Genomic DNA, 20677 nt, shown 5'->3' with positions numbered 1-20677 from the left:
CTAAAACAGAGTCTATTTTATACAACTACTCTAGTTTTTCTTTTTAGTTGAAATATCTACCCAAACTGCTAATAATAGTATAAGTCCTTTAACAATATACTGCCATGTTGGTCCTACATTCATAAGACTCATTCCATTATTAAGTGTTGCCATAACCAATGCACCAATTATCGCTCCTACTATAGTTCCTTCTCCCCCCATAGTACTGGTTCCACCAATTATAGCTGATGCTATTACTTCAAGTTCAAGTCCTGCTCCAGCTGAAGCACTTGCCGCATTTAATCTAGCTGTAAAGATAATAGCTCCTAATGCTGATAATATACCCATGGATGCAAATATCAAAAGATTTCTCTGTTTAATATTGATACCTGATAATCTAGAAGCTTCCTTATTACCACCAATTGCATATACGTGACGTCCAAATGTAGTATTCTTAGTAATAAATGTATATAAAATACCAACTATCAAAACAAATACTATTGAATAAGGTACACCTTTGTAAGATGCCATGATACCGAAGAAGATAGCTATAGCTAAAGATACAACAATCATTTTTACCATTTGAAGATTCTTTGGTAGAGTTTCAAAATCATATCTTTTTCTTTCTCCTCTTTTCTTGAGTTCTAAAGCATTATAGATAATTATTGCAATAATACCTATAATAACTGTTGTCATATTAATTGATAAAGACCCTATATTAAGAGAACCAATATTTGGAATATATCCTTGTCCAAGAGCCTTGAAACTATCATCTAAAGGCGCGATGGTTGCCCCGTTAGTGACACCTAAAAGTGCACCTTTAAAGATCATCATTCCTGCTAGGGTTACAATGAATGCAGGTACATTCCTATAAGCAACCCAATAACCTTGCCATAATCCGATAAGTAAACCTACAAATAATGTTATTAATATAGTAACTAATGTTCCATAATGAAGATTAACTTGTAATGTAGCTGCTATGGCTCCTAAGAATCCTACTACTGAACCGATAGACAAATCTATATGACCTGCAACAATTACAAGTACAACCCCACAAGCAAGAATCGCTATATAGGATGTTTGTATAAACAAGTTGGATAAGTTCCTAGGCATTATGAATGTACCGCCAGTAAGTATTGTGAATATAATCATTAATCCAATTAAAGCTATGAACATTGTATATTGTTTTATATTTTTCTTTAGAGATAATCTAATAAGACTTATAATTCCATTTTCATTAGACATGCTTACATCCCTCCCGTTGCATATTGCATTACTATCTCTTGTGATGCATCTTTATAATCAAGTTCACCTGTCAATTTACCTTCATGCATAATGAGTATCCTATCACTCATTCCTAGAATTTCAGGAAGCTCAGATGAAATCATAATAATTGAAACACCTTTGTCAACTAAATCATTCATTATATTGTATATCTCATATTTAGCCCCTACGTCTATACCTCTTGTAGGTTCATCTAATATTAGAATCTTAGGGTCTGCCATTAACCATTTAGCTAGAACAACTTTTTGTTGGTTACCTCCACTTAAGTTACTAACCTTTTGTTCTATTGATGGTGTTTTTGTTTTAAGGGCTTTTACATATTCATTAGTAATCTTAATCTCTTCATTCTGATTAATAACACCATGTCTTGAAATCTTGTGGAGATTAGCTAATGTAGTATTCTCTTTTATATCCATTCCAAGAACAAGTCCATTTACCTTTCTATCTTCCGATAGATAACATAATCCTTTTCTAATGGCTGTTCTAGGGCTATTAATAGTCTCCTTTTTACCTTGAATCTTGACAGTTCCGGTTTTACCTACACCATAGGAACCAAATAAGCTCATGGCAAGTTCTGTTCTACCTGCTCCCATAAGTCCTGCAATACCTAAAATCTCTCCTTTTTTAGCTGTAAAGGAAATATTATCTATTATCTTCTTATCAGGCATCTCTGGATTATATACAGTCAGGTTCTCTACTTCCAGCATAGGTTCTGATGGTTTATGCTCTTTTCTTGGGAATCTCTGAGTTAACTCTCTACCTACCATTAGAGATATGATCTTATCCTCTGTCATACTATCATCATTAACCATAGTTGATATAGTCTGACCATCTCTAAGTATCGTTATGTTGTCAGCTATTTCTTTTACTTCATTTAATTTATGTGAAATATATATGCACGTAACTCCTTTACTCTTAAGCTCTCTTATGATGTTAAGGAGGTTCTCGCTTTCTGTCTCATTAAGAGCTGCTGTAGGCTCATCTAGGATAAGTATATTAACATTCTTAGATATCGCTTTGGCAATCTCAATTAATTGCTGTTTACCTATTCCAAGTTTTATTATCTTAGTTAATGGATTGTCACTAAGCCCTACTTCTTTTAATAACTTGGAAGTGTTGGCGATTGTCTTATTCCAATCTATCATACCATTTTTCTTTATTTCATTTCCAAGATAGATATTTTCTGCTATATTCATCTCTTTAACTAGGGCAAGTTCTTGATAAATAATAGCTACTCCACCGTGCTCAGATTCTTTGATGCCATTATATCTTTGTTCTTTTCCATCTATCATGATTCTTCCTGTGTAACTACCATATGGATGAACACCACTTAATACTTTCATCAAAGTGGATTTCCCAGCACCATTTTCTCCTACTAAAGCATGAATTTCTCCTCTTTTAACCTTAAAATTAACGTTATCAAGAGCTTTTACACCAGGAAATACTTTAGTTATGTCCTCCATTTGAAGTATATAGTCGTTCATGCTAAGCACCACCTTTCTTTACTAACATTCTTAAGGAGAAGAAATAAGTCATCCCTTCTCCAAAATTTCATATTTTAACAACATTCCAAATAAATATTGATATCATATTCTACACTTATTAAATGATATTATTCTCTGTATACGTCTTCTTTTTTCAAGTAACCACTGTCGATCAATAATTCATCTATATTATCTTTATCTACTGCAAATGGTGTTAATAAGATAGATGGAACATCAACTGAGTTATTATTTACAGTTTGATTAGCATCTTCTAATTTTTCGCCTTTAACTAATGCTACAGCAGCTTTTATTGCTTCTTCACCTAATAATCTAGTATCTTTGAAGATAGTCATAGTTTGTGTACCTTCAACGATTCTTATTGCTCCTGCAAGCTCAGCATCTTGTCCTGTAATAGGTACTTTTCCGTCAAGACCTTGTGCTGCTAAAGCTTGAACAGCACCACCAGCAGTACCATCGTTAGGCGCTAAGATTGCATCTACTTTATTATTGTTAGCTGTAAGAGCATTCTCTACTATCTTAAGAGCATTTTCTGGTTTCCAGTCATCAACAGGCTGGTCAACTAAAACTTTGATTTTTCCACTATCAACAAGTGGTTGAATATATTTCATAGCACCTTCTTTGAATAATGTTGCATTGTTATCAGTTGGTGCACCTGCCATTAGGAAATAATTTCCTTCTGGAACTAGATCAGTGATATATTTACCTTGTAATTCTCCAACTTTCACATTATCGAATGATATATATACATCAATGTTTTCTGTATTCATTATTAAACGGTCATATGAAATTACCTTGATACCTTCTTTTGCTGCTTCATCAACGATTGAAGCTGCTGCTGATGCATCTTGAGGAGCTACTATTAATGCGTCTACTCCTTGAGCTATTAAGTTCTTAGCTTGCGAATCTTGTTGTGACAAGTCATTATTGGCAACTTGAACTTTTAACTCTACTCCTAATTCTTTTGCAACTGCTTCCATTTTTTCTTTGTCTCTTACCCATCTTTCTTCCTGTTGTGTTGGAAGTGATAAACCTATAACAATTTTGTCATCCTTTTTAGAAGAACATCCTGCAAATAGTGAAGTTAACATCATAAGTCCTATAATAAGTGACATCATCTTAAATTTCTTTCTCATAAAATCCCTCCGTTATTTTTAATTGTTATTAAAAAACTGTTTTATAAGGTATCAACCTTATCTACATTCATTGTAATAAAAAAGAGCCCAAAAGGCTCTAGAATAAATTATCAATAACTTAAATATTTTAATGTATTATTCTTAATATATTAATCATATAGTAAAATTTTAATATTAAATTATTCCATTAGAATTACATGCTATTTAATCCTTCCACTCACTCTCTGGTATATTTCTATAGATATCTTCCTTAATATGGAATCCATCTCTTATTATAGTATCTTCAATATTATCCTTGGTTACAGGAATAACATCATGTTTTATATATTTCACATAATATGTTCCATCATCAATAAGAGTCTCATTCTCTATTATCTCGCCTTTTGCTATTTTGATAGCTATTTCAGCAGCTGCTTGTGCAAGAATCTTTATAGGTTTATAGACTGTCATAAGTTGAGTACCTTCAACAATCCTCTGACATGCTGATAAATCGGCATCATGCCCAACTACTGCAACATCTCCAGCTATTCTGTTTTCAGCCAATGCTTCGATTGCCCCTTCTGCCAAACGGTCATTGGCAGCAATTATTCCATCAATATGTTCTCCTTTTGATAGGATTTCTTCTATACATGAATATGCTACTTCTTCTCTCCAATCTTCTGCCCATACCTCTTTTAATATATTGATGTCACCTTTTTCTACAAAAGGTTTTAGTGCGTCTATCGTTCCTTTATTAAACATCTTACTGTTGTTATCTTTACTTGAACCATTAATAATTACATAATTCCCTTTTGGTACAGCTCCCAAAATGCTTTCAGCCATATATCTTCCCACTTTTTCATTATCAAAAGATACATAATAATCTACATTGGCATTAAATATGAGCCTATCGTATGCTATAACCTTTATACCTTTCTTTTTAGCAGCTTTAGTAACTTCGGTTATCCCATTCTTATCATATGGAATTACAACTAGTACATCAACATCTTGTTCAATCAGATATTTCATCTGTTTAATCTGAGTATCATTATCTTCATTAGCATTGAGAACCAATACCTCTGCGCCCAATTCTTTAGCTTTCGCTACAAATATATTTCTATCTCTCTGCCATCTCTCTATTACAAGAGAATCAATTGATAATCCAATCTTAATAGTATCATCTTTGACTTTTTGGTCTTTTTTGGAGTTAATAGCAACAACTATCATAGTACCTGCAATAATAATCAATAAACTAACTATTGCTATAATAACCTTCAACTTCCTATTTGATGACATAAGTATTACCCCCTATACTTTTATATGTCTTTTTGGTATTCCGTAGGTGATATACCAACAATCTTCTTGAATAATCTACTGAAATAGTTTGGATCATTATATCCTACTTCATAACAAATTTCTTTAATGGTTTTGTTAGAGTTCTTAATAAGAGACTTTGACTTATTTATACGTATATTGGTTAGATATTCAATAAAATTATAACCTGTCTCTTCTTTAAATAATCTGCTGAAATATTGAGGACTTATACTTATTATCTTAGAAACCTCTTCTAAAGTAATTTCATTGCTAAAATATTTTTCAATATAATCTTTAGCATTCATTATTAATTTACTGACTTTGTTTTGTTTATATTCTTTAACCATCTTTATAATATGCTTTGTTCGTTTTATAGCCCATCTTTGGAGTTTTTCTTCTTCCATATTAATTATTTCTTGTAGATATGAAGAATAGTTTATATAAATATCTGATGGTATACCCATAGTATAAGCCATCTGATATATGAGCACAATTAATTCTATCATTTTACTTTTTCTATTGATAGGCACTAACTTAGATATACTATCAAATATTTTATTAAGTATTAATAATGCTTCATCTGTATTTCCAAGTTCAATGCTGCTTAATAATTTTTTACATCGTTCATTATACTTATCTAGAGAAATATCTTTTACCTCTTTTACATCCATAATATGAACAACATGCTCACCACTATTGTCTCTAAGAGCCTTCAAAGCTTCTTCATAAGAATTATGCAGATATTCAATTTGGCTGTATCCTCCAATACCTATAAAAAATTCTACATCAGTGCTTTTCTTAGCTTTTTTCACAATATCTTCAGCCATGTGTATAGCTTCAAGTCTCTGCTTGTATTCATCCTCATGTTCCTTTGTTGCCACAAAAACAATTATCCTATTAATCATAGTAGGACCTATAAGGCATTTACATCTATATTTTAACATATCTCTAATACTTGGATAAAATTTTTGGCTTTTTACACTTGAACCAATCTTATTAGTAAGAGACATGGCTTTTTCACCTTCACCAAACTCAATAATCATCATATAACCTCCGTCATCCCCTAGGTCAAAGAGATCTCGGTATCTTTTTACTTCTTTTCCGAACTCCTTATCCATTAAGATAGAGTATATGAATCCACTTTCAAGTATAGGCAGTATATTTTGAAGTTTTTCTATGTTTTCTAATTCTTTTTTCCTCTTTTTTTCCTTCTCTTCCAAGTCGCTTATAATGGAGTTCAGTGTATCAATAAGTTTATATCTGTTTATTGGCTTGAGAATATACTCTTTTACACCTAGATTAACTGCTTCTTTGGCAAATTCAAATTGTTCATAAGCAGATAGTATAACAAATTGCACTCTGTTATTTCTTTCTTTTATTTCTTTAATAGCATCAATACCGTTTATACCTGGCATCCTTATATCCATAAATATTATATCTGGATTATAATTACTAGCTTTTTCTATAGCCTCTCTACCATTTCTCGCACTATCAATAACTTCAACATTATCAAAATTCTTACTAATAATAAATTTGACTGCATTTATAACTATTTCCTCATCATCAACAACTAATAGCTTATACATATTAACGCATCTCCTCACGGTCTGATAGAATATCTTTATTTTCCAAAGGAAGGTTAATAACGATTTTAGTCCCCATACCTTTTTCACTAATAATTTTTATTACATCTTCTTTCCCGAAGTATAGATGTAATCTGTGAATGACATTTCCCAGTCCTATACCTGTAGTATGCCCCTTCTTTGCTTTCTGAAGTATTTTGGATTCAGAGGTTACTTTGAGTACCTTCTCAATATCATCCTTCTTCATCCCAACACCATTATCTTCTATAATGATTTGTCCATATTCTTTTTCTTTCCTTGTAACTATACGTACTATACCGCCTTCTTCCAAATCCCCAATTCCATGAATACATGCATTTTCCACTAACGGTTGTAAAATCAGAGGAGGCATAAATATTTGAGAGATACTATTGTCAACACTGAATTCAAATTGAATAAAATCTCCAAAACGTACTTTTAACAACTCAGAATATGATTTAATGTTTTCAATTTCTTCTTTCAATGTTACTGGATTATCCAGTTTCTTAATATTATACCTGAAAAGGGCCGACATGTTTTCTAAGAAACTGCTAGTGGTATCAGCACCTTCCATCATTGCAAGTTGTACTCCTGCATTCAAGGTATTAAATAGAAAATGTGGGTTTATTTGAGATTGAAGTGCTTGTAACTCAGCATTATCCAAAAGATTTTTCATCTTCAGGTTCTGAAGTTCCTGATCCATCAATTTGGCTTCCATTTCTGCTGTATTTCTAAGTTTCTTGATATACTCTTTGATATTGGATTTCATCTTATTGAATGCTACCGCCATTACTTTGATTTCGTCTTCAGTAGATACTATTACTTCATCTATATCAAAATTTCCTTTAGCTATCTCTTCAGCATTATGGGATAATTTTATAATAGGTTCTGTCATTTTGTATGTTGTAGAATAAATAATTAGAATAGATAATATTATTATATCTAATATTAGTATAATATTAATCTGGAGCAAAAATTTTAATTTGTTCTTTATATTGAGATACTCCCTGGTATTCCTATTGAATTCATTATAATTAACTTTGTTGATATATTCCTTAATGTAACTTTCTAATTTTGTTGTAGTAGTATATACATTTAGATATTAATCAATATTCCGGCCTCTTTTCGCTGCTATCCCTTTATCAGCCTCAGTAAGATATGTTTCTATCATAAAAGCTATATCCTTAAGTAATAACCTGTTGTTGTCATAAGATAAGCCTTTGTTCATATCCATTGCTTTTCCTCTTAATTCATCACTATATCTAAGATAGTTATTAAGACTATCTGAATGTTTAGTAGATAAATAATTATTAAGGTTAACATTTACTTTTGTAACAGTTTCAGATAGCTCTGTAAGAGCAACTCCATCAACGAACATGGATTCCATCTTTTTCATGAATTTACTAGACATTATGAAAGTAAAAATACTTACAATGCTTATTAATATGATTGTTATCATAAAATAAACCAGCATTTTTCTGCGAATAGTATTAAGCCTTAATAACTTATCAAAGAATCTCAACTTTCATCACCTTCACTCTTTTGCCTTTTATTTGTATAATCATCAATATTGTCATTAGTGATTATATTTACACCAGTATCATAAAAGGATGATGTTGTACCTTTTGTAATAACTTCTAATATGGCATCTATACTCTTATAACCTATATCATAAGGATTATCAACTATAGAGGCATCTATTACATGCTTTTCAATATACTTTAATACTTCTTCACTATCCCCATATCCAACTATTGAAATATCTCCTACTTTGTTAAGGTCTACAATCACTTGAGCAACACCGATAGTGTCTTTGACACTACTGCAAAAGATTGCACTTATATTAGGATAGCTGTTTATTATCTTACTGATTATATCTTCTGCTCCTAATAAACCTAATTTAGATTCTTCAACTTTTTTTATTTCCATTTCATCATATTTGTTGGTGATATCCTTGAACCCTGACAATATAAGATTCTTGGATGTCTCCAAATAATCATTCTCTTGAATATTATCAAGGATTATAGCAATTTCTCCTTTATTATCTATGGCATCGCTAACTAGTTTGCCAGCTTTTTCTCCAATTTCAAATGAATTGGACCCTACATAACTCTGTCTTTTACTAGCTGGTACATCTTCAAATACAGTTACAACGGGAACTCCCATATCCACAGCATGATTAATGGCTTCTTTGATTTTTTCATTATCCGTTACCTGAAGAATAATACCATCAACCTTTGACGCAATAGCTATATTAATATAATCCAACTGTTCATTTATATCTTCTTTCTTAACATCATTGATCTCTAATGCTACTTTCATTTTGTGGCTAGCATCATTGAGTCCTTTTAAAAATGTTTCCCCTGATAATGTATTGATATCATTGGAAATAACCATTAGGTGGTATTTAGGTGAATCTTTATCTTTATTGAATTTCTGTTCTTTACTATAATTAACATCTTTCATATATAAAAATGAAAGACCTAGACTTATTATTAATACTAAAGATAATATACCTATTATTATACCTAAAATAACTTTTTTCATTTTTGTCCATCCTTACTTGATAGTGTAGTCTATTTTAAAACTTTCCTGTCTATAATTATAACATATCCCTAATATTCCTTGTAAATAGCACTTTTTTGATTTATTTTCATAATAATATTAAAATAGTACTATCATATTTTATACCAATCAAAAACTAATTTTATAGCCTATATGAACAATTTAAGTCCCATACCTAATATTGGCATTTATAATAAAATTAAGATATGCCTCTAAAGCTTAAATAATCAACTTATTATACGTGATTAATTATACAATTCTGTAGAAATTAATACATTTTTTAATCTATATATTTACATAAATAACTATATTTGCTAAAATAATATATATGATTGAATTAAAACGCTAAGGGCAGGACTTAATAGGGGGATATTATTATTATGGAAGATATAAATAAATATTATGAAGCAGCTGAAATTTTAAAGGTACTAGGTCATCCTACAAGATTGTGCATTGTTAATGGTTTAATTAGAAATAAAGGTTGTAATGTCTCTTTTATGCAGAGTTGTTTAAACATACCCCAATCAACTGTGTCACAGCATATTTCTAAATTAAAATCAGCTGGAATTATTGTTGGTGAACGTAAAGGACTAGAAATCACTTATAAAGTAGTTAATCAAATAGCAATTGACCTGGTTACTTCCCTTTTTAAAGATTAATTTTATGACTTAATACAAAAATACAGGACTGACTCTTAATACATTATTGACGGCTATAAGCTGTTGTAACATATAAGAGATAGTCCTGTTTATATTAGTCTATTATTGAATTTTCTCTAAACCACCCATATAATTTCTTAGGGCTTCTGGAATAACAACACTTCCATCTTCTTGTTGGAAATTCTCAAGTATTGCAGCAGTTGCTCTACCTGCAGCTACACCACTTCCATTAAGAGTATGAATGAATTTTGCTTTATCTTTTACATTATCTTTATATTTAATATTAGCTCTTCTAGCTTGGAAAGTTTCAAAGTTACTACAGCTTGAAATTTCTACATATCTATCATAACTTGGCATCCATACTTCGATATCATATTTCATAGCAGCTGTGAATCCTAAGTCACCCATACATATCTTCACTACTCTATAAGGAATATTTAATAATTGTAGAACTTCTTCTGCATCTTTTGTCAGCTTTTCAAGTTCATTATAAGATTCTTCTGGTTTTACAAATTTTACTAATTCAACTTTATTGAACTGATGTTGTCTTATCAGCCCTCTAGTGTCTCTTCCTGCTGAACCTGCTTCTGCTCGGAAACATGCTGTATATGCACAATGTTTAATAGGCAACTTAGCGCCATCAAGTATTTGTTCTCTATACATATTAGTTACTGGTACTTCAGCTGTTGGAACTAAGAAATAATCTGTTCCTTCAACCTTGAATGCATCTTCTTCAAACTTAGGTAATTGTCCAGTTCCCAGCATGCTTTTTCTATGAACCATAAAAGGTGGAAAAACTTCTGTATAATCATGTTTATCTACATGCAGATCTAACATAAAGTTAATTAAAGCTCTTTCTAATCTTGCTCCCATACCTTTGTATACAGTAAATCTAGCTCCTGTTATCTTACCTGCTGATTCTGGATCAAGAATATCTAGATCTTTACCAATATCCCAATGTGCTTTTGGTTCAAATCCAAAATTTCTAACCTCTCCCCAACGTCTGATTTCAACGTTATCTTCGTCTGTATCACCTGCTGGAACTGATTCGTTAGGTATATTAGGTATAGTTAACATAAAGTTATATAAATCACTATCAACTTTTTTTACTTCACCATCTATTTCTTTAATTTTATTTGATAATTCTTTCATCTGTGCTAATACTTCTTTTACATCTTTACCTTCTTTTTTCATTGCAGGTATTTGTTTTGATACAACATTCTGCTTATTCTTCAATTGCTCTACTTCTTGTAATAATTGTCTTCTCTTAGTATCAAACTCCACAAAAGAATCAAGGTCAAAATCCTCTTTTCTGTTTGATAAAGCTTCTTTTACTTGGTCAAAATTGTTTCTTAACATTTTAATATCTAACATCTTATTCACTCCTTCTATTTTTCTTTCTATACCATTAACAAGCGACTTAGTCACTTAAGAGATTTCAAAATATCCCATATCTCTTTACCTTTATATTCAAGGATTACATTTATTATTGAAATAAAAAACAATAAAAAAACCCTTCGCCCTTAATGGGACGAAAGGATATCCGCGTTGCCACCCAATTTATTACAATAAGAATTGTAATCTCTTGATTAGTATTATAAAGGATACCAACCTCTAACTCATCGTCAGGTACTCCGGAAGTGGAGGGATTATTTCGTTTTGCCAGTTCTCACCATCTCTGACTCTCTTGAAAAACTACCTTAATCTTAGCTTCCATCATAGCACAAAAACTATTTTTAATAATTATAATATATATTATGTTTCTTTTCAACCTAAAATATTATTATCTATATTTCATAAGTATCTACAATAAAAAGTTTTTTATTCTCCATTAAATCAATTTCCACCCACTCATCATATTTTCCGTTTTCATCTTCCAAAATTCTTATGATAGGTCTTGAGGGAAATCCATTATTTTGTTTTAGAACAATACCTTTCTTTCCTTCATTAGTTATTATTCCCATACCTGATGGATATACTGCTATATATTTAATAAACTCATCAACAATCTCTTCATCAAATAATCGTCCTTTATTAGCAATAAGATATTCTATTACTTCATATATCTTATAAGCTTCTCTATAAGGTTTTTTAGTAACCATTGAATCAAAAACATTACATATAGAAATAATTTTGGTCGCACTATTGATTTTATTACCACTCCAGCCGAAAGGATATCCAGAACCGTCAACATTTTCATGATGAGTTAATATTATGACTTTAGATATAGAACTTATCCATGAAGCTTCGCTTATCGCTTCATAACCATAGATTACATGTTGCTTAACTATTTCGTATTCTTTTTCAGTTAACTTACCAGGTTTATTAAGGATTTCTTCTGGAATAAGAACTTTGCCTAGATCATGCAATAAAGCACCTATAGCTATGTCTTTAACTCTATTTTTATTATAACCTAACTTTATAGACAATAAAACTGCTAAAGCGCACACATTGACGGAATGGGCATATGTATATTCATCTTTTCTCCTAATATCAACTAGATTAACAATAATATTACGTTGGGTCAATACATCCTCAACAATATCCTGAGCAGCTGATACAATGTTAGTTAATTCTAGATGTCCTTGGGTACTATAATTTTCTAATACTTTTTTAACTTCTTTTTTACAGTTTTCTCTTGTCTTTTCTTCAATAAAGTCTTTTAATTCAACACCTTCAGATAATTCATCCTCTATATAGATGTAATCTACTCCTAGCTCTCTTAAACGAACAACATAAGATTTCTTAATATGAATCCCCTTTGATAAAAGAAAGCTACCATTTAATGAATAAACTGGTCGTGCTACTCTCTCATTACCTTTTAAATTGTCTATTAGTACTCTTCTCATTAAATCCCACCTACAGAACGGCTAAAAAATCTCTATAAACTAACCACTTATTAATAAATAATCAAATAAAATAATATTAATCAAGTTTCTAAAGATAATTATTTGTTCTTTATCATTATTCATTACTATATATTGAACTTAAATATCCATACACCCATTTCAATAAGTTCAATATATTTTCCTTAATTTTATAAATAGAATTAAACTTAATAATTGCTAACTATAGCAATTATTTAATGCACCTTATATAAATTCTCTTTACAGTTGATATAATCATATCATTTTTTTATAGTATCTTCAATTAAAATTGAAATAAATGAATAAAAAGACTTATTATGGTAATCATTATTAATGTACCATTTATTTACAATGTTTTATTTATGAGGATTTTGATTTAGGAAATAAGCCTCAATAATATGGTACATCATCTAATACCCCCCTCAACCTGCGTTTTATTCCCCCCCTGAAACGCAGGTTATTTTTCATATTAGTAATAAATACCTATTCTCTTATTTTTTTCTATCAAAAAGAAGTAAAATAGTTCATATTTCATATACTAATCTATATAAAAAAATGTTATTTTCTCAATTAATATACCTTGAAATAAATTATAATCTTATATCAAAAATATATAAATTTGATTAAAACATTACCTATATAATAATAGCTATTTAGATTAAGTAAATTACGTTTTTTGTTATTTTTTATATCCTATTCAATTAATCTATTAAGTTTTCTAAATCGCAATTTATTGTTATAAATTTAACTAATTTTAATTATATTTAATATTATAACTTCTCTAGGTTAGGACTGTAATTAAATATGTATAGTGTTTTTTTATATATAATTACTATAATTAAATCTTTGTTATGTGAAATATGCTGTCTTGTATACTGTATTTATAGTTATATTGTATATTTCAATTTGTATATTTTTATTTTAGTTATTGACAAAATATTATCAATTTGCTATTATGTCAGTGTAATATTTTTTTGAAAATAATTGTTAATATTTTAACATTATTTATGTACTGAAATCAATTTATTAAGCGACTACATGTCGCATTATAATTACAAAATAGGGAAAACTAATATTAAAAATATCTAGGAGGTATATAATTATGGCAAACACAAAAGTCACTAAAACTAATGATAAACCAAATGTTGATGTGCCAAAAATGATTGATGAATTAGTATCAAAAGCTACAATAGCATTAGACGAATATTTACAACTTAACCAAGAACAAGTAGATAACATTGTTAAAGAAATGTCACTTGCAGGATTAGACAAACATATGTATTTAGCTAAACTAGCTGTTGATGAAACTGGTAGAGGAGTATATGAAGACAAAATAACTAAAAATATGTTTGCAACAGAATATATCTACCATAGTATCAAATATGAAAAAACAGTAGGTATCACTAATATAAATAAAGAAGAAGATTACATGGAAGTTGCAGAACCTGTTGGTGTTGTTGCTGGTGTAACTCCTGTTACTAACCCAACTTCAACTACGTTATTTAAAGCTATTATTTCAGCCAAAGCAAGAAACCCAATCATCTTTGCATTCCATCCTTCAGCTCAAAAGTGTTCTGCTGAAGCAGCAAGAATTGTAAGAGATGCGGCTGTAAAAGCTGGTGCTCCAGAAAACTGTATTCAATGGATAGAAACACCTTCATTAGAAGCTACTAATACATTAATGAACCATTCTGGTGTTGCTTTAGTACTTGCTACAGGTGGATCTGGAATGGTTAAATCAGCTTATTCAACTGGAAAACCTGCACTTGGTGTTGGACCTGGTAACGTACCTTGCTTTATAGAAAAAACTGCTGATGTTGAAAGAGCTGCAACAGATTTAATCTTATCAAAAGCATTTGACAATGGAATGATTTGTGCATCTGAACAAGGAGCAATTATTGAAGAACCTATATATAAACAAGTAACAGATTACATGAAAAAACAAAACTGCTACTTTACAACAAAAGAAGAAACTAAACGCTTAGAAGGCGTTGTTATGAATCTTGAAAAAGGTGCTGTAAATCCAGCTATAGTAGGTAAAGCACCTGTAGAGATTGCTAGATTAGCTAATATAAATATACCAGAAGATACAAAGGTTTTATGTTGTGAACTTGATGGAGTTGGACATGAATATCCATTATCCAAAGAAAAATTATCTCCTGTATTAGCTATCATTAAAGCAAAAAATGCTAAAGATGGTATTGATTTATGTGAAAAAATGGTTGAAATTGGTGGTCTTGGACACTCATCAGTTATTCACTCTAACGATGATGAAATTATAAAACAATTCTCTTCCAGATTAAAAACTGGTCGTATAATAATCAATTCTCCTTCTACTCATGGAGCAATTGGAGATATATATAATACTAACATGCCATCGCTTACACTTGGTTGTGGTTCTTATGGAAGAAACTCAACAACATCAAATGTAACAGCTGTTAATCTAATAAATAAGAAAAGAGTGGCGAATAGAAGAGTGAATATGCAATGGTTTAAGATTCCAGAAAAAATATACTTTGAACCAGGTTCAGTACAATACTTAAGTAAAATGCCTAATATCAAAAAAGCTTTCATCGTTACTGACCCATTCATGGTAAAATTCGGATATGTTGATAAAATCCTTTATCATTTAAGAAATAGAACTGATAGTATACATTGTGAACTATTTACTGATGTTGAGCCTGACCCATCTATCGAAACAGTTAAAAAAGGTGCAGAAATGATGCAGAAATTCGATCCTGATGTAATTATCGCATTAGGTGGTGGTTCAGCTATGGACGCTGCAAAAGGAATGTGGTTATTTTACGAACATCCAGAAGCAAGATTCAGTGATATGGCTCTGAAATTCATGGATATAAGAAAACGTGTATACAAATTCCCAACTATGGGTAATAAATCAAAATTTGTTGCTATACCTACTACATCAGGTACAGGATCAGAAGTAACTTCATTTGCAGTTATCACTGATAAAGAAAAAGGAATCAAATATCCTCTTGCTGATTATGAATTAACACCAGATGTAGCAATAATCGACCCAGATTTCGTAATGTCAGTACCTGCTAGTGTAACAGCTAATACTGGACTTGATGTATTGACACATGCTTTAGAAGCTTATGTTTCTGTGTTAGCTTCTGATTATACAGATGCACTTGCTTTAAAAGCTGCTGAATTAGTATTTGAATACTTACCAAGAGCTTACAAAAACGGTAATGATGCTGTAGCAAGAGAAAAAATGCATAATGCTTCATGTATGGCTGGTATGGCATTCACTAATGCATTCCTTGGTGTAAACCACTCAATGGCTCATAAATTAGGTGGAGAATTCCATATACCTCATGGTGCTGCTAATGCTCTATTATTACCACATATTATAGAATATAACGGAAGCAAAACTCCAACTAAATTTGCTTCATTCCCTAAATATGAAAAATTCATAGCCCCAGAAAAATACGCTGATATAGCTAAGCATCTTAACTTACCTTGTAAGACACCAGAAGAAGGCGTAAAATCACTAGCTAATGCAGTTAGAAAGCTTATGAAAGAACTTAATGTAAAAACTACAATAAAAGAATTTGGCGTAGATGAAAAAGAATTCCTAAGTAAAGTTGATTACTTAGCAGACAGAGCATTTGAAGATCAGTGTACTCCTGCTAACCCAAGATTACCTTTAGTAAAAGAATTAGTTGATTTATACAAAAAAGCTTACTACGGAAAATAAATATATAATGTAAATGAGAACAAAAAAGAAGGGTTGCCATTTTTCCCTTCTTTTTTGCTATATATAAATATTAACTTTATTGATAATCGAAATAAATAAAAATGATATTCATTAAAAATCTTTTAATATGAATTTATTTATTACTTCTGCAACTCCACTTTGATTATTATTACATTTTGTTACATAATTCGCGATTTCTTTTATTTCTTCTCTAGCATTGCATATTGCTACTCCCATACCCGCATATTTAATCATATATTTATCATTGAAGCTATCCCCTACAGCTATTATTTCTTCCTTATCTATATGTAAATAATTGGCAAGATATTCTAATGCTATCCCTTTGTTAGCTTTCTTACTTAATACTTCTAAATATGTAGGTTTTGAAAAGAATACGTTAACTTTATCATCATATAACTTTATGATATGCTCTTGCATCTGTTCTAATATCTTAATATCATCATAGTTATATAATATTTTGATTGATTGATTATAGTTTTTAAGATCGTCCACAACGTCAGCAGGTATGTTACTAAGCCCTTGATAAGTCTCTGTTCTAGAAGTAACTTGTTCTACGATTACTCCTTTTTTATCATAGAGTTGAATATCAACTCCATATTCCCTACCTATATCAATTAATTTTGGAAGTATATCTTGTGGCACTGGTTCATAAAAAATATTATTTCCTTTCAAATCATTGATAACAGCACCATTATAGGATATATAATAATCATTATCATTTGCAATTCCAAGTTTCTTAATAATACTTATAATGGACTTACTTACCCTGCCAGAACAGATAGTTATTATTGTTTCTTTTTTATTAGCTTCTTGTATAGCTTTGATATTGTCTGTAGATATATTTAAATCATCATCTAGAAGTGTGTCATCCATATCAAGTACTAACATCTTGTATCTCAAAAAAAGCCCTCACTTTCAAATAAACTACTATATTTTCTACTATTAATTATATCTTCTATCTCTGCATAAGATTTATTATTAGCATTAATCATTAATACATTATTTGTTGCTATAGAGTTATGCATGTTATTACTAAAAATCTCATTATATAAACCTTTATATGAAGAGCTTGAATAAATATATATATCATGAGTTTTAGTAGTATTATTCCCATGAATTACTTTGTAGCCTCTTCCTATTAAATAATTTTCAATATTATCTAATCCATCTTGCACTAATATGACCATTAGAACACCTCCTAGTAATAATAATAGTATTACCAAGAGTCGGTAAAATATAATATTAAAATTAAATATTGTTAATTGTTTTTCTTATTGTTTCACTGCCTTTTCTAGAGCTGATTTTTCTTCTTCTGAAAGAACTTTCTCGCTTTTACCATCTTTTATTTCTTTTACATACATATAGCAGCCTTCCCTACTATGCATACCATTCAATAAAACACCACTATCTGTTTGATTCAATAATGCTAAGACAAAACTTAATTGTCCACCCATATTATCAAAGGCATTATATTTAACAACAGCAACTTTTTCAATAGATTGTCTAACATGTTTTTCCATTTCTCTTATATCAAGCTTTTGCTTATGAAGAATATTCTTTAGTCCATCTATATCTTTAATATTATTTTGCAATACATCTTCAATATTAAAATCTTCCTTAGAGTTCATAAATTGATAATACTTATTTTTCCATTTCTTTATTCTAATAGAATTAATAATTAATAGTATCAACATCAATAATGTTATACCACATAATACTAATACTATTAACTCAACGTTATTAGTAATATAATAATTTAACATCTCCATCTAAAAACTATCCTTCCTTGATTGAATTAATCAATTCAATTAATCTTTCTAACTCATCATCTGAGTAATATTCTATTTCTATTTTCCCCTTTTTCTTACTTTTACGATTAATAGTAACTTTTGTTCCAAGAATCTCTTTAAATCTTTCTTCTACATCTTTATATATAGCAGTTAAGGCTTCATCATTACTTGATTCCTTTTTAGGAGTCTTAGGTTTTGTAATACTCTTGATGAGTTTTTCTGTATCTCTAACACTTAATTTTTCATCAAATACTTTGTTTGCAATATTATATTGAATCTCACCATCCTTTATTGCTAATAATGCTCGTGCATGTCCACTAGAGATCATTTCATCAACTATCATCCTCTGCACTCTTTCATCCAGATTCAATAATCTCATAGAATTTGCTATTGCAGAACGACTTTTTGAAACCTTTTCAGCCACATCATCCTGTTTTAACTTAAAATCATTAATAAGTTTCTGATATGCAAACGCTTCTTCTATAGGATTAAGATTCTCTCTCTGTATATTTTCTATAAGCGATACTTCTAGTTTCTCTCTAGGTGTATAACCTTTTATTATTACTGGCACTTCCTTCAATCCAGCTAATTTTGAGGCTCTCCATCTTCTTTCACCTGCTACTATTTCATAATATTTATTCTTTTTAATAACTATCAATGGCTGAATAACTCCATATTGTTTTATGGAATCTGACAACTCCTGTAATTGATCTTCATCAAACTTTTTTCGTGGTTGCTCTTTATTGGGACCAACTTCATTAATATTTATTTTAACTATACCTTTACTTTTATCAGTGATTTCTTGTTCAAGATCATCTGTAATAAGAGCAGATAGACCTTTTCCTAACCCTCTTTTTACGACAGCCATTTCTAAACATCCTTCCTATTTATCACTTCATCTGCTAATAACCTATAACTTTCGGCACCTTTTGAATTAGAATCATATAGATTAATCGGGATTCCATGACTTGGTGCTTCTCCTAATCTAACATTTCTTGGTATTATTGTTTTATAAATATTTGTCCTTTTCAACTCTTTTTTAACTTCATCCACTACCTGCATAGACAAATTAGTTCTAGCATCATACATTGTAAATACTACTCCTTCAATCTCAAGATTAGGATTTAATCTCTTCTTGACTAAGTTAATAGTATACATAAGCTGAGACAATCCCTCTAAAGCAAAGAATTCACACTGTATAGGTACTAAAACTGTATCCGCTGTAGTCAGAGCATTTACTGTTAAAGAACTTAATGATGGTGGACAATCAATGATTATGTAATCATAGTTATCTCTTACTTGATCAATTTGCTTCTTCAATATGAAACTATTATCATCCATTCCAATCAACTCTATCTCTGCACCAGCTAAATCAACATCAGCAGGCATAAGGGATATATTCTTAAATACATTTTTAATTATACACTTTTTCAAGGGTGCTTGTCCTAAAAGCAACTCATATGTAGTATTCTTTAACTTCCTCTTATCTATTCCTAAACCTCTAGTAGTATTTCCTTGCGGATCAATATCTAGAGTAAGTACTTTTTTCCCTTTTTCAGCTAAGCAAGAAGATAAATTTACAGATGTAGTTGTTTTACCAACACCACCTTTTTGGTTAGCTACGGCTATGATTCTTCCCATTATTATTCCCTTCTTTCGGATATCGTTTTATTAATTATATCACAATAGGTTTTTTAAATCTATTTTTTTAGATAGATTTAGTTAAAAAGTGGATATTGGTATAGGTATTATAATTGATTGTAGGTTGGATGAATAAATTCCAAAGGGTTATTGTTAATGTAACGAGTTTTTAGATGAGTTATTTTATTGATTAATGGTGGTATTAGGTTAGTAGATTCTTAGGATATTAGTTAGTTTATTAGTGGTGAATTAGATTAGGGGCTACACGGTAGTTATCGTAGTGATAAATAGTTAGTTTTACTTCGCCTTACTCCAAGGAACGGTCTTCGTAAAACTAACTATTTATCACACTTATATACGTGTAATTGGGTAAATTTAGTTTGTTGTGTAATCTAATGAATGTTTCACGTGAAACTTAGATATGCTCTATAGTATTTGTATTAGCTATATATAGATCAATTATGCGCTATAGATTGTCTCTCCAGAAAATGTATGTATTTCTATTACTTATTAGGGTATATCTACTAATTCATGGAATATGATAATATTATCAACCTTATCCACCAGCTATCTTATTTCATATTAGTTCCACGTCCCTTAGTATAAATGTTTCACGTGAAA

17 protein-coding genes are annotated in these 20677 nt (G+C 30.2%); 2 read left to right on the top strand and 15 right to left on the bottom strand.

Annotation, left to right across the window (positions count from 1 at the left end):
* Window positions 1-30: 30 nt before the first annotated feature.
* The 8 genes from AACQ14_RS21890 to AACQ14_RS21855 form a co-directional block, all read right to left on the bottom strand.
* Window positions 31-1224: a sugar ABC transporter permease gene (locus tag AACQ14_RS21890; RefSeq protein WP_339365698.1), complete on the bottom strand. Its 1194-nt coding sequence runs from the start codon at window positions 1222-1224 to the stop codon at window positions 31-33.
* Window positions 1225-1226: 2 nt separating this feature from the next.
* Window positions 1227-2747, bottom strand: coding sequence for a xylose ABC transporter ATP-binding protein (locus tag AACQ14_RS21885; protein WP_339365697.1), 1521 nt, complete (start codon window positions 2745-2747; stop codon window positions 1227-1229).
* Between the two features lie 128 nt (window positions 2748-2875).
* A complete protein-coding gene (locus AACQ14_RS21880) occupies window positions 2876-3901 on the bottom strand; it encodes a sugar ABC transporter substrate-binding protein (protein WP_339365696.1) in 1026 nt (341 codons plus the stop codon).
* Window positions 3902-4105: 204 nt separating this feature from the next.
* On the bottom strand, window positions 4106-5176 hold the full coding sequence (locus tag AACQ14_RS21875) for a substrate-binding domain-containing protein (protein ID WP_339365695.1): 1071 nt from the start codon (window positions 5174-5176) through the stop codon (window positions 4106-4108).
* Window positions 5177-5196: 20 nt separating this feature from the next.
* Window positions 5197-6780, bottom strand: coding sequence for a response regulator (locus tag AACQ14_RS21870; protein WP_339365694.1), 1584 nt, complete (start codon window positions 6778-6780; stop codon window positions 5197-5199).
* A 1-nt stretch (window position 6781) separates the two neighbouring features.
* Entirely contained in the window at window positions 6782-7690 is a 909-nt protein-coding gene (locus AACQ14_RS21865; RefSeq protein ID WP_339365693.1) for a sensor histidine kinase, read from the bottom strand.
* 207 nt (window positions 7691-7897) lie between these two features.
* Window positions 7898-8317: a CHASE3 domain-containing protein gene (locus tag AACQ14_RS21860; RefSeq protein ID WP_339365692.1), complete on the bottom strand. Its 420-nt coding sequence runs from the start codon at window positions 8315-8317 to the stop codon at window positions 7898-7900.
* On the bottom strand, window positions 8314-9342 hold the full coding sequence (locus tag AACQ14_RS21855; RefSeq protein ID WP_339365691.1) for a substrate-binding domain-containing protein: 1029 nt from the start codon (window positions 9340-9342) through the stop codon (window positions 8314-8316). Before AACQ14_RS21855 ends, AACQ14_RS21860 begins: the two co-directional genes overlap by 4 nt.
* Window positions 9343-9740: 398 nt before the next feature.
* Between AACQ14_RS21855 and AACQ14_RS21850 the strand changes: the two genes are divergently transcribed.
* On the top strand, window positions 9741-10019 hold the full coding sequence (locus AACQ14_RS21850; protein ID WP_113672949.1) for an ArsR/SmtB family transcription factor: 279 nt from the start codon (window positions 9741-9743) through the stop codon (window positions 10017-10019).
* A 102-nt stretch (window positions 10020-10121) separates the two neighbouring features.
* Here AACQ14_RS21850 and serS read toward each other — a convergent pair whose 3' ends face one another.
* A complete protein-coding gene (serS, locus tag AACQ14_RS21845; protein WP_113672950.1) occupies window positions 10122-11393 on the bottom strand; it encodes a serine--tRNA ligase in 1272 nt (423 codons plus the stop codon).
* A gap of 413 nt (window positions 11394-11806) precedes the next feature.
* Window positions 11807-12868, bottom strand: coding sequence for an HD-GYP domain-containing protein (locus tag AACQ14_RS21840; RefSeq protein ID WP_339365690.1), 1062 nt, complete (start codon window positions 12866-12868; stop codon window positions 11807-11809).
* Window positions 12869-13988: 1120 nt separating this feature from the next.
* Here AACQ14_RS21840 and adhE point away from each other — a divergent pair.
* A complete protein-coding gene (adhE, locus tag AACQ14_RS21835; protein WP_339365689.1) occupies window positions 13989-16604 on the top strand; it encodes a bifunctional acetaldehyde-CoA/alcohol dehydrogenase in 2616 nt (871 codons plus the stop codon).
* Window positions 16605-16715: 111 nt separating this feature from the next.
* Here adhE and AACQ14_RS21830 read toward each other — a convergent pair whose 3' ends face one another.
* The 5 genes from AACQ14_RS21830 to AACQ14_RS21810 form a co-directional block, all read right to left on the bottom strand.
* A complete protein-coding gene (locus AACQ14_RS21830) occupies window positions 16716-17525 on the bottom strand; it encodes a Cof-type HAD-IIB family hydrolase (protein WP_339365688.1) in 810 nt (269 codons plus the stop codon).
* Window positions 17522-17812, bottom strand: a complete 291-nt coding sequence (locus tag AACQ14_RS21825) for a YkuS family protein (RefSeq protein ID WP_339365687.1) — start codon at window positions 17810-17812, stop codon at window positions 17522-17524. The genes AACQ14_RS21830 and AACQ14_RS21825 overlap by 4 nt, the downstream gene beginning before the upstream one ends.
* A gap of 84 nt (window positions 17813-17896) precedes the next feature.
* Window positions 17897-18394 (bottom strand): DUF4446 family protein, encoded by a 498-nt coding sequence (locus AACQ14_RS21820; protein WP_339365686.1) that lies wholly within the window; start codon window positions 18392-18394, stop codon window positions 17897-17899.
* 7 nt (window positions 18395-18401) lie between these two features.
* Window positions 18402-19283, bottom strand: coding sequence for a ParB/RepB/Spo0J family partition protein (locus AACQ14_RS21815; RefSeq protein WP_339365685.1), 882 nt, complete (start codon window positions 19281-19283; stop codon window positions 18402-18404).
* Window positions 19284-19285: 2 nt separating this feature from the next.
* Window positions 19286-20056 (bottom strand): ParA family protein, encoded by a 771-nt coding sequence (locus AACQ14_RS21810; RefSeq protein WP_339365684.1) that lies wholly within the window; start codon window positions 20054-20056, stop codon window positions 19286-19288.
* Window positions 20057-20677 lie beyond the last annotated feature (621 nt).

The organism is Vallitalea maricola, assembly GCF_036985595.1.
In the GTDB taxonomy this organism is placed as follows: domain Bacteria; phylum Bacillota; class Clostridia; order Lachnospirales; family Vallitaleaceae; genus Vallitalea; species Vallitalea maricola.
Note: the sequence above shows the minus strand (reverse complement) of the source record. Positions and strands in the feature narration are given on the sequence as shown.